At 63.9% G+C, this 11,925-nt stretch carries 8 protein-coding genes; 5 read left to right on the top strand and 3 right to left on the bottom strand.

The genetic code is table 11. From position 1 onward, the window contains the following. Nucleotides 1-42: 42 nt before the first annotated feature. The 4 genes from dgcB to ACOZJV_RS34255 all read left to right on the top strand — a co-directional run bounded on the left by dgcB (nt 43) and on the right by ACOZJV_RS34255 (nt 6,236). Nucleotides 43-1,986: a dimethylglycine demethylation protein DgcB gene (gene dgcB, locus ACOZJV_RS34270; RefSeq protein WP_421549572.1), complete on the top strand. Its 1,944-nt coding sequence runs from the start codon at nt 43-45 to the stop codon at nt 1,984-1,986. Continuing rightward, nucleotides 1,986-3,206 carry an electron transfer flavoprotein subunit alpha/FixB family protein gene (locus ACOZJV_RS34265; RefSeq protein WP_421549571.1) on the top strand — a complete coding sequence of 407 codons (1,221 nt, stop codon included), beginning with the start codon at nt 1,986-1,988 and terminating at the stop codon, nt 3,204-3,206. The genes dgcB and ACOZJV_RS34265 overlap by 1 nt, the downstream gene beginning before the upstream one ends. A 10-nt stretch (nt 3,207-3,216) precedes the next feature. After that, on the top strand, nt 3,217-3,987 hold the full coding sequence (locus tag ACOZJV_RS34260) for an electron transfer flavoprotein subunit beta (RefSeq protein WP_078472791.1): 771 nt from the start codon (nt 3,217-3,219) through the stop codon (nt 3,985-3,987). A gap of 992 nt (nt 3,988-4,979) precedes the next feature. Next, the gene (locus ACOZJV_RS34255) at nt 4,980-6,236 is read left to right on the top strand and encodes a metallophosphoesterase family protein (protein ID WP_421549570.1); all 1,257 of its coding nucleotides are present in this window, start codon (nt 4,980-4,982) and stop codon (nt 6,234-6,236) included. A 92-nt stretch (nt 6,237-6,328) separates the two neighbouring features. Here the strand turns inward: ACOZJV_RS34255 and gbcA are convergent, their stop codons facing one another. Then, entirely contained in the window at nt 6,329-7,624 is a 1,296-nt protein-coding gene (gene gbcA, locus ACOZJV_RS34250) for a glycine-betaine demethylase subunit GbcA (RefSeq protein WP_201128340.1), read from the bottom strand. 285 nt (nt 7,625-7,909) lie between these two features. On the opposite strand from gbcA, the gene gbcB reads away from it, so the two are divergent. Further along, nucleotides 7,910-9,010, top strand: coding sequence for a glycine-betaine demethylase subunit GbcB (gbcB, locus tag ACOZJV_RS34245; RefSeq protein ID WP_078472794.1), 1,101 nt, complete (start codon nt 7,910-7,912; stop codon nt 9,008-9,010). 165 nt (nt 9,011-9,175) lie between these two features. Here gbcB and ACOZJV_RS34240 read toward each other — a convergent pair whose 3' ends face one another. Together ACOZJV_RS34240 and ACOZJV_RS34235 are read right to left on the bottom strand one after the other, a co-directional pair. Continuing rightward, entirely contained in the window at nt 9,176-10,000 is an 825-nt protein-coding gene (locus ACOZJV_RS34240; protein WP_421549569.1) for a nitrilase-related carbon-nitrogen hydrolase, read from the bottom strand. Continuing rightward, on the bottom strand, nt 9,997-11,442 hold the full coding sequence (locus tag ACOZJV_RS34235; protein ID WP_421549568.1) for a purine-cytosine permease family protein: 1,446 nt from the start codon (nt 11,440-11,442) through the stop codon (nt 9,997-9,999). The genes ACOZJV_RS34240 and ACOZJV_RS34235 overlap by 4 nt, the downstream gene beginning before the upstream one ends. Nucleotides 11,443-11,925: the final 483 nt, after the last annotated feature.

The following is an 11,925-nucleotide window of genomic DNA, read 5'->3' as shown; positions in this document are numbered from 1 at the left end:
CACACCCGCCAGCTCCGACAAGATCCTTGCGGGAGCTTCACCATGCTCAACATCATTATTCCCATCCTGCTCTTCTCCGCCCTGGGCCTTGCCGTCCTCGGCGCGCTGCGGCGTGCATCCCTGTGGCGCCGGGGGCGAGCCTCCAAGGTTGACCTGCTCGGCGGCCTGCTGGCCATGCCCAGGCGCTATATGGTCGACCTGCACCACGTGGTGGCGCGGGACAAATACATCGCCAATACCCACGTGGCCACGGCCGGCGGCGCGGTGGCGTCGATTGTGCTGGCGCTGCTGGTGCACGGTTTCGGCCTGCACAACCGCATCCTCGGCTACGCCTTGCTGTTGATGACGGTGGTGATGTTCGTCGGCGCGGTCTTTGTCTTCCTGCGCCGGCGCAACCCGCCCGCGCGCTTGTCCAAAGGCCCGTGGATGCGCCTGCCGAAAAGCCTGCTGGCGTTCTCGGCCTCGTTCTTTGTCCTGACCCTGCCGGTGGCGGGCATCCTGCCGGAAGATTTCGGTGGCTGGGTGCTGGCGCTGATCCTCGCGGTCGGTGTGCTGTGGGGCGTGTCCGAGCTGTTCTTCGGCATGACCTGGGGTGGGCCGATGAAGCACGCCTTCGCCGGTGCCCTGCACCTGGCCTGGCATCGCCGCGCCGAGCGTTTTGGCGGCGGTCGCTCCACCGGGCTCAAGCCCCTGGACCTGAGCGACCGCTCGGCGCCTTTGGGGGTGGAAAAACCCAAGGATTTCACCTGGAACCAACTGCTGGGTTTTGACGCCTGCGTGCAGTGCGGCAAATGCGAAGCGGCATGCCCGGCGTTCGCCGCCGGCCAGCCGCTGAACCCGAAAAAACTGATTCAGGACATGGTGGTCGGCCTCGCCGGAGGCACCGACGCCCAGTTCGCCGGCAGCCCTTACCCTGGCAAACCGATTGGCGAGCATGGCGGTAATCCCCATCAACCGATCGTCAACGGCCTGGTGGACGCCGAGACCCTGTGGTCCTGCACCACCTGCCGCGCCTGTGTCGAGGAATGCCCGATGATGATCGAGCACGTCGATGCCATCGTCGACATGCGGCGGCACCTGACCCTGGAAAAAGGCGCGACCCCGAACAAGGGCGCCGAAGTCCTGGAAAACCTGATCGCCACCGACAACCCCGGCGGCTTCAACCCCGGTGGGCGGATGAACTGGGCAGCGGACCTGAACCTGACCCTGCTCAGCGAAAAGAAAACCACCGACGTGCTGTTCTGGGTCGGCGACGGCGCCTTCGACATGCGCAACCAGCGCACCCTGCGTGCGTTCGTCAAAGTGCTGAAGGCGGCCGGCGTCGACTTTGCCGTGCTCGGCCTCGAAGAACGGGACAGCGGCGACGTGGCCCGGCGCCTGGGGGATGAGGCGACCTTCCAGCTACTGGCCAGGCGCAATATCCAGACCCTGGCCCAGTACAGCTTCAAGCGCATCGTCACCTGCGACCCCCACAGCTTCCATGTGCTGAAGAACGAATACGGCGCATTTGGCGGGAACTATCAGGTGCAGCACCACAGCACTTATCTGGCTCAGATCATTGGCGAGGGGGCCTTGAACCTCGGCCAGCACAAGGGCAGCAGCGTGACCTATCACGACCCGTGCTACCTGGGCCGTTACAACGGCGAATACGAGGCTCCGCGCCAGGTGCTGCGTGCCCTGGGGATCGAGGTCAAAGAGATGCAGCGCTCGGGCTTCCGCTCCCGCTGCTGCGGTGGCGGCGGCGGTGCGCCGATTACCGACATCCCTGGCAAGCAGCGTATCCCCGATATGCGCATGGAGGACATCCGCGAAACCGGCGCCGAGCTGGTGGCGGTGGGTTGTCCACAGTGCACGGCGATGCTCGAAGGGGTGGTCGAGCCCCGGCCGCAGATCAAGGACATTGCCGAGCTGGTGGCCGATGCCCTGCTCGAAGAACCGGCGCCAGGCAAGGCTCCGGCCAAGCGCGAACCTGCGGAGGTGCACTGATGAGCGACATTATTCGCCGCGACCCACGGGCCGAGTGGATCGCCCGTAACCGCCTGCACCCGCTGCATGCCGCCATGCAACCGCTGACCCACAGCTGGATGGGGCCCAATGGCCTGCTGCGCAAGAATCCCCATGGCCAGGGTTTTATCGGCCCCAACGGGATCAAGCGCATCGACCGCAGCGGTGCCCAGCAGGGCGGCATGAGCAAGCGCAGCGCCGCGGTCGAGGTGCAACTGCCGCTGCATCAGGTGCCGCAACCGGCGTTTTACATCGGCGTGGTGCCGGACATGGTCGGTGGCCGTCTCGGCAGCCACGACCGCGACCTGCTGGGCCTGGCCCGCCAGTTGGCCGGCCAGGACGGTGCGGTGCTGACGGTGGTGTTTGGCGAGCACAAGGAAACCGCCTTCGCCCAGGCCGGCGTCGATCGCCTGCTGGTGCTGCAAGGTCATGAGTTCGAAGGTTATGCACCGGAGCAACGGGTCCAGGGCCTGCGGGCTGTGGATAACCAGTTCAGCCCGCGCCATTGGCTGCTGCCTGACAGCCGCAGCGGCGGCGCCGAATTGGGCCGGCGCTTTGCCGCGGCCTTGGGCGAGCGCCCGGCGACCCGTGTCTGGCAGGTCAAGGACGGGCAGTGCATCGGACGTGCCGGTGCCGGCTTGCAGGATCTGGCCCGGCCTCTGGCACGGCTGATCCTGGGCGCCGTCGAATGCGCCGAGCCGGTCAGCGAAACCCGGCATGAAGCGCTGCCCGTGGAGTTATCCACAAGCGTTGCCCGCAGCCTGGCGCGGATCGAAGACTTGGGCGCGGTGGCGGTGGACCCGGCCGCCATTCCCATGGCTGAAGCCGAGTTCATCTTCTCCGGCGGCAACGGGGTCAAGGACTGGGCACTGTTTCACCAGACCGCTGCTGCCCTGGGTGCCACTGAAGGCGCGTCGCGGGTGGCGGTGGACGATGGTTTCATGGCCCGCGACCGGCAGGTCGGGGCGTCCGGCACCTGGGTTACGGCGCGGGTGTATGTCGCGGTGGGGATTTCCGGGGCGATCCAGCACCTGCAGGGCATCGGTGCCTGCGACAAGGTGGTGGCGATCAACCTCGACCCCGGTTGCGACATGATCAAGCGTGCCGACCTGTCGGTGATTGGCGAGAGCGCCGAGATTCTTCAAGCCTTGATCGCGGCGGTAGCGGCTTACCGCAACGGCGCCAAGCGCGACGCGGCTTAAGGGGACGACCATGAACAGTAACGTAATCAGCCTGGTATCCATCGGCGCCCACCCCACTTCCGGCCGCCCACGACGCGCTGATCAGGACGCGCGCGCAGTGGAGCTGGGCCTGCAACTGGCGGGGGACAAACTACAGGTGCTGCACGCCGGCGACATCCACGAACCGGCGCTGCGGGCCTACCTGGGCATGGGCCTGGAGCAGTTGCATGTCTTGGAACAGCCGTCCGGTGCCGATGCCTTGCCGGCGCTGACCGACTACCTGCGCGACGCCGGGGCCCAGGTGGTGCTGACCGGGAGTCAGGCGGAAACCGGCGAAGGCTCGGGCATGCTCCCGTTTCTGCTGGCCGAGAACCTGGGATGGCCGCTGGTGGTGGGGCTGGCCCAGGTCGAGTCCATCGACGCCGGGGTAGCCCTGGTGCTGCAAGCCTTGCCCCGTGGCCAGCGGCGGCGCCTGAAAGTGCGCCTGCCATTTCTCGCCACTGTGGATAACGCTGCGCCCAAACCCCGACAAAGCGCCTACGGTCCGGCCCAGCGCGGCGTGTTGCAGGCAGACCAGGTCACGGTGGTGGACGACGAGTTACTCACAGCCTCGACCCTGCAACCGGCCAAGCCCCGGCCCAAGCGCCTGAAAGTGATCAAGGCCAAGAGCGGTGCCGACCGCATGAAAGCCGCCACGGCCAAGGCCAGCGGTGGCACCGGCCAGGTGCTCAAGGGCGTGACGGCCGAGGCCGGCGCCGACGCCATCCTCAAGCTGTTGATCGAGGAAGGCGTCGTCCGCTGATTGACTTTCATGCGGCAGCGACCGGTCCGGGTTGCTGCCGCAGAAGGTTACCCACAATCCCTGTTAGCGTTTCTGTGGATAACGTGTTCGCCCCTCGCTACAGCCCATGTGCAGCAGGCCCTGCAGCCCCCTGTATGAAAAATGACCAGCGTTAGCTGTTGTTTTTTCGAGCTTTTTCCCAGGCCTTGAGCTCCTTCATCCCCTGAAGTTGCCCCCAATCTCTGTTGGCGCTTCTGTGGATAAGATGTTTGCTGTCGGCTGTAGGCCACGCCGTTAGCTGCTTGTAGAGAGTTGTTCAATTATTGATCGATTTCGAGATTTTACCCGTTCGTGCCCGCGCAAAGCCTCGATTTTCGCGGCGTGGAGCGGGTTTTCCACACCGGCTACGGGCTGTGTGCAAGTTGCCCCCAAAGTCTGTTGGCGGTTCTGTGGATAAGGTGTTTGCCTTACCCTGCAGCCCTTTTAATTAAAGGGCTGCAGGGTTTTGTTCAAAAATTGATCAGTTGCCGCTGAAACCGCTGTTTCTCCATAAGTCACGGTTTTTCTCGCCTTTTTCCGCTGAGCTGTCCCGGTACCCGGTGCACTTGCCCACAATTGCTGTGGGCCAAGCTGTGGATAAGATGTTGGCCGAACCCTGGACGCCTTGTAATACATAGCATGCAAGGCAATAGATCAAACTTCCTACAGTTCTAATGGCCTGCTTGACAGGGATCAGGGGCCTGTCTTCACTGATGCCACCAGGACAGCATGATTACTTATCCACACCTGCTTTCAGGAGTGCAGACAATGGATTGTCGTTTATCCCAGGGTTCCCCGATCCGTGTTTCTCTCCCCCGGCGACCGCCCCAACCCCCTGGTCAGCACCACGGAAGAGTTGCGACTGCCTGACCACAAGGCCACATCGAATCGCGTCACGGGCTATTCGACTTGCGCCTCAACGGCCGATCCCGGTGAGGCGCCTGCCCCAATGGACGATCAAGAGGGATAACGGAATGTCATTCGTCAGTCATCTGGAACATGAGTACGACCGCGTGAAAACCCGGGTCGACGGCCTGCTCGCCAGGCTCGACCTGGCCTGGAAAAAACTCAGCAATCAGCTCGACGCCGAACAACTGCAGGCGCTGGTCAACCTGTTGCAGCGCGCCCACGACCAGGCTCAGTACGCAATCATTCACGGCGAGCTGCCGCGGGGCCAGGCGCCGGTGCCGTGGGAGCTGGCCCACGGCCTGTCGTTGCTGCACCTTGGTAACGCCGCGCGCCTGCCGCAAACGGAGGCCGAGCTGCAGACCCAGGTGATGAAGGACGGCACCCTGCTGGGCTGTCGCCAATGGGAGTTGCTGGACCTGCGCTGGAGCGAGGCCCTGCTCAACTGGATCGAAAACCTGCGTAATCATGCACCCTTCGACACGACCCCGGCGTTGATCGAAATGGCCGATGACGTGCTGCTGGACATGGCCGGGGATTGGGGCACCGGGTATTTCGACAGTGCGTCGGCGGCGCAGCGGGTGGCGGAGCTGATGCTCCAGGACAAGCCGGACTACACCATCCACCTGGGGGATGTGTATTACGCCGGGACCGGCAGCGAGGAGGGCGCTGACCTCAAGAACTGGCCCCAGGGCACCCAGGCTTCGTTCAGCCTCAACTCCAACCATGAGATGTACAGCGGCGCCCATGGCTATTTTGCCGAGATCGACGCGCTGTTTCCCAAGCAGCAGAGCACCAGCTATTTCGCCCTGTTCAATACCCATTGGCTGATCGTCGGCCTGGACTCGGCCTATGCCGCCGACGAGATGAGCCTCTATATGGACGGCAACCTGGCCCCGGCGCAGCAGCAATGGCTCCAGGACCTGGTCGCCAGCAAGGGGCAGGGACGCAAGATCATGCTGCTCAGCCATCACCAGGGGCTGGACATCACCGGCCAGACCCAGACCGCGCTCTATCAGCAAGTGGTTGCGGCCATGGGCCGTGCACCGGACTACTGGTATTGGGGGCACCTGCACAATGGCATCTGCTATGCGCCCCAGGGCGGCATGTACGGACGCTGCATCGGCCACGGGGCGATCCCCTATGGCCCCACCCGCGAGGTCAAAGGCAACCCTCGCGTGCAATGGTCGGAAACCCTGTCCGCGGACGACCCTGACTACCCGCAGCGGGTGCGTAATGGCTATGTGAGGGTGACGTTGCAGGGCGCAACGATCACCGAAGCGTTTGTGGGCGAGAACGGCGCCGTCAGTTGGCCGCTTGCTTGATGGGACCCGCTGCAATACAAGAGCCCGGGGCCGGCTTACCTCGCCCCCGGGCTCTTGTATTGCGGCATTCGGCGGGTGGCTCGCGGCAACGTTCAGCCCTGAACCGGCACGCCCTTGAGGTAAGGCGCAGGCTCTGCGCCCAGGTTGCTCAACATGCGCTCGCTGTACCAGTCGACGAAGTTGACCACGCCAAACTCGTAGGTCTTGGAGTACGGACCGGGCTGGTAGGCGGTGGAGTTGATGCCGCGCTGGTTTTCTTCCGCCAGGCGCCGGTCCTGGTCGTTGGTGGCGTCCCACACCTTGCGCATGCGCTCGACGTCATAGTCCACGCCTTCGACCGCGTCCTTGTGCACGATCCACTTGGTGCTGACCAGGGTTTCCTGGGCGCTGATCGGCCAGACCGTGAACACGATGATGTGATCGCCCATGCAGTGGTTCCATGAGTGCGGCAGGTGCAGGATGCGCATCGAGCCCAGGTCCGGGTTCTTGATCCGGCCCATGAGTTTGGCGCAGCCCTGTTTGCCGTCCATGGTCATGGACACGGTGCCCTTGAGCAGGGGCATGCGCACGATACGGTTGCGCAGGCCGAAGCTGGCGTGGGCATAGGGGATCTTCTCGGCATCCCAGGCGGCGGCCGAAGCGGCCACGTGGTCCTTGAACGCCTGATCGGCCCGGGGGTCGGTGACGTCGTCCCATTCCAGCAGGGTTTTCAGCAGCTCCGGGTGCGAGGCGTTGCAGTGGTAGCACTCGCGGTTGTTTTCCAGCACCAGTTTCCAGTTAGCCTTCTCCATCAAGGTGGTTTGCACCGCCACCTTGGTGTTCTCCATGTCGTAGGGCTCCATGTAGTGGCTCAGGGTCGACAGGAAGTCATCGATCGCCGGCGGGTTCTGCGACAACGAAATAAAGATGTAGCCGCCGGCCGTCTTCACGTTCACCGGCTTTAGGCCGTACTGCTTCATGTCGAAGTCGGCGCCCATCTCGGTGCCGGCGAACAGCAGGCGGCCGTCCAGCTCGTAGGTCCACTGGTGGTAGTGGCACACCAGTTTGGCCACCTTGCCCTTTTCGCTGGTGCACAAGCGCGAGCCACGGTGACGGCAGACGTTGTGGAAGGCGTGCACCACGCCCTCGGCGCCGCGAATCACGATGATCGGGTTTTTGCCGACCTGCAGCGTGAGGTAGTTGCCTTTGGTCGGGATCTCGCAAGTCATGCCGGCGATCAACCACTCCTTCTGGAAGATCTCCTGCATGTCGATATCGAACAGTCGCTCGTCAGAGTAAAACGGCTGCGGCAGGGAAAAGGTCCGCTCGCGCTCCTGCAGCATCTGTGCAGTGGCCTTGCGTGCAGGTTCCAGCGGATCGCCCAAGCTCAGGGTTGCGGTGACGTCCATCGTTAAAGTCCTCATGGCCGTTCTGTGCGGCCGGCGAAAAGTGGCTACGGTTGGTGCTACGCAAGGCACGAAATACGGCTGTTGTCGTTGCGCCGAGTGTGCGGTCGCCAGCGCCCCGAACCTTATCCATGGGCGACATGGCCCAACCTGTTCCCGACGCGCAACCCCCGGTGATTGGGGGCTGGTCGCGATAAGCATGTGAATGTCGCAGATAGGTAAATGGGTGCTTCGTGCGTTACGCAGAATCGCCACCATGAAGCCGAGCACACGGCTATGGAGAACAGCATGTCCAACAGCTTCCTGAATCCGGTAACGACCCAGACCTGGGCCAATGGTCGGCATATCGTCCGTTGCGTCAAAGTCATCCAGGAAACCTGGGACGTGCGCACCTTCTGCTTCATGGCCGACCAGCCGATCCTGTTCTTCTTCAAGCCGGGGCAGTTTGTGACCCTGGAGCTGGAAATCGACGGCCAGCCGATCATGCGCTCCTACACCATTTCCAGCTCGCCTTCGGTGCCCTACAGCTTTTCGGTGACCATCAAGCGCGTGCCGGGGGGCAAGGTCTCCAACTGGTTGCACGACACCCTGCACGAAGGCCAGGAACTGGCGGTGCACGGGCCGGTGGGGCTGTTCAACGCCATCGACTTCCCCAGTCCCAAGGTGCTTTACCTCAGCGGCGGGGTCGGCATTACCCCGGTGATGTCCATGGCGCGCTGGTTCTACGACACCAACGCCAATGTCGACATGGTGTTTATCCACAGCGCCCGCTCGCCCAAGGACATCATTTACCACCGCGAGCTGGAGCACATGGCGTCGCGCATCGACAACTTCAGCCTGCACCTGATCTGCGAGAAACACGGCCTGGGCGAACCCTGGGCCGGTTATCGCGGCTACCTGAACCACAAGATGCTGGAATTGATGGCGCCCGACTTCCTTGAGCGCGAAGTGTTCTGCTGCGGGCCGACGCCCTATATGACCGCGGTCAAGCGCTTGCTGGAGGCCTCGGGCTTCGACATGACCCGCTACCACGAGGAATCATTCGGCGCGACCCCGCCCGAAGCCCGTGCCGACGCGGTGGAGCAAGCCGAACAAGCGGCCGACGCGCCGGAAATCGACGTTGCCGACCTGCACCAGGTGGAATTCACTGCCTCGGGCAAGAGCATCCGCGTGGCCCCGGGTGAAACCGTGCACGCGGCTGCGGCCAAGCTCGGCCTGATGATCCCCAAGGCCTGCGGCATGGGCATCTGCGGCACCTGCAAAGTGCTCAAGCTCGGCGGCGAAGTGGAAATGGAACACAACGGCGGCATCACCGAAGAGGACGAAGCCGAAGGCTACATCCTCTCCTGCTGCAGCGTGCCAAAAGGCGACGTACGCATCGAGTTCTGATCCCAAGGACCCGATCAGGCACTCCCCCCGTGGCGAGGGCGCTTGCTCCCGCTCGGCCGCGCAGCGGTCGCAAACCCAGAGTGCACGGTCTATCTGAATAAATGGGGCGCAGCCATTAGGGCGGCTAAGCCCCGGAGCGCCGGCCGACCCAGCGCGAGCAGGGGTTTAATACAAGCTCGGGCGCCGATCCAGGTGCACATGGTTATGTTCACTGATGGACTTGTGCCAGGCCTCGGCCAGGGGCAGGTCGGCCAGCAGCAGTTGCTCCCCGGTGTGGCGGTTTTTGCCCGCCAGGGGGTAGCCGTCGGCATCGACGATGGTCGAACCGCCGACCCAATTCACCCCGCGCTCCTCGCCGCTGCGATCGCAGGCGGCAATAAACATCCGGTTGACCGCCGCATTGGCCTGTACCCGAACCATTTCCCCCGGCCGCTCGCCCACCGGGCGCGGGCCGTCCGGCCAGTTCACCGGGGCGCAGAGCAGGGCGGCCCCGGCCAGGGCCGGCAGGCGCACCCATTCGGGAAACTCCAGGTCGTAGCAGATCATCAGCGCAATCGGCCCGAAGCGTGTCGCCACCACCGGCGGCGGTTCATTGCCAGGGGTGAAGATCAGGTTTTCCCGATCCCACAGGTGGGCCTTGCGGTACACCGTCAGGTTACCTTCGGGCTCGATCAGTACCGCACTGTTGGCCACCTGGTCTTCTGTCAGGCGCTCGCAAAAGCCGGCGACAATCACCACCTGCAGTTCTTCGGCCAGGCTTTTCCACAGGCTCAGGGCCGGGCCGTCGAGGGTTTCCGCCAGCGCCAGGGCTTCCGCCAGGTCGTGGAACACGTAGCCGCTTTGCATCAGCTCCGGCAGCACCACCACCTGGGCGCCCTGGGCCGCGGCCTGGCGGATGGCGGCGGCGCTGAGCTCGCGGTTATGGGCCAGCTCGCCGACACGCGGCGCCAGTTGCTGGCAGGCGACTTTCAGGGTGTGTACCGGGTTCATGCGCTCGGGCCCTCCAGCAGGTGCTCGCTGGCGGCAATGGCCCGCTGCTCGGCAGCCAGATCAAGTCGCCGGGTCATCGCCCAATAGGCCACCCCGGCCACGGCCAAACCGATCACAAAGGCAATGTCGGCACCTTCAAGGGCCCGGGAAACCGGCCCCTGGTAAAAACTCAGGGACATGAACGGCACCATCGCCAGCAGACCGAGGAAGTACGCCACCAGGCCGGCACAGGACCATTGGCCGTAGATCCCGGCCGGGTTGAAGATATCGCCGATGGCGTAGCGCCCTTTGCGCACCACATAAAAATCGGCGAGGTTGACCGCGGTCCAGGGCACCAGGAAATACAGCATCAGCAGCACGAAGGTGTTGAAGCTGCCCAGGTAGCTCTCGGGGATATTCAGGGCGATCAGGAAGATCACCACCGCCACCAGCGAGATCCCCACCACCCGGCTCTTGAGGTTGGGTTTGATCTGCAGGAAGCCGTCGATGGCACTGATGCCGGTGAGCATGGCGCCGTAGCAGTTGACCGCCATGATGCCGATCAGCGCCGGCACCGCGATCAACACGGTAAAGGTGCCGAAGCCCGGAATCACCTGGTTGCCGACTTCACGCACGCTGCCGATGGCGTCCGGCGAGGGCAGGGCGGAGGCCAGGAATGCCCCCAGGGACATCAGCCACAGAGCCGAACCGGCAGCGCCGAGGTATGTCCAGAAAATCACCTGGCGCGACGGCGTCTTGTGCGGCAGGTAGCGCGAGTAGTCGGAGACGTATACCGAGTAGCTGATCTGGTAACCGGCGGCGGCCGACAGCTGGATCAGGAACGCCGACCAGGAAAAGTGCGCGTTGGCCACGGCGGCGTCGGCCTGCAGGGTCATCAGGGCGCTGATGGTCAGCACCGCGAACACGCTGATCATCACGTAGGTCAGCCAGCGCTGCACGGTGTGCAGCAGGTCGTGGCCGATCACTGCAATGATCACCGCGAGGATGATCATCAGCGTGTACCAGGGCGCGCGGGCGCCGGGCAGCACGGTGTTGATGGCGTCGGTGGCGAGAATCACGTTGAACACGTTGAAGCCGATGTAGACAAACACCACCGCGATAAACGGCACGATGGCGCCGCGCAGGCCAAATTGCGCCCGGGACTGGATCATCTGCGGCAAACCCATGCGCGGCCCCTGGTTGGCGTGAAAGGCCATGCAGAAGGTGCCCAGGCACACGCCGATGACAATCGCCAGGATCGCGTAGTGCAGGCTCAAGCCGAGGGCGGCACCGGTGAAGCCGGTGACCATGGTGGTGAGGACGAAGTTGCCGGTGAACCAGAAGGGGCCCTGGTGCCAGACTTTGCCGTGCCGCTCGTTGCGGGGGACGTAGTCGATGGAGCGGGTTTCGATCTTGAGGGTTGACGCAGGGGCTTTGTCGGAAGCCGAGGCCAGGCTCGTCATGGGGTCGCTGCCTTGTTTTTATAGGTCGACCTTGAAGTGTCCGGGATCTGCCGGGGATGTTGAATCAGCGGCGGCAAATAATCAGTTCACGAATCTGTGAACTGATTGCAGGGCGAGGGGCGCTTGCCCCCTGTGGCGAGGAAGCTTGCTCCCGCTCGGTCGCGCAGCGGCCGTAAACCAGAGTTCGCGATTTGCCTGGAGAAACGGGGTTGCCGCGATTGGGGCCGCTACGCGCCCCAGCGGGAGCAAGCTCCCTCGCCACAAAAAAGCGCGGATGCTCCCACCAACGTCACAGGCGGCTTGCCCTCTGTGGCGAGGGTGCTTGCTCCCGCCCGGTCGCGCAGCGGCCGTAAACAAGAGTTCGCGATTTGCCTGGAGAAACGGGGTTGCCGCGATTGGGGCCGCTACGCGCCCCAGCGGGAGCAAGCTCCCTCGCCACAAAAAAGCGCGGATGCTCCCACCAACGTCACAGGCGGCTTGCCC

The sequence above is a fragment of the Pseudomonas sp. QD4 genome (genome assembly GCF_049199125.1).
Lineage (GTDB): Bacteria > Pseudomonadota > Gammaproteobacteria > Pseudomonadales > Pseudomonadaceae > Aquipseudomonas.
This window is presented reverse-complemented; position numbering and strand designations above follow the sequence as displayed.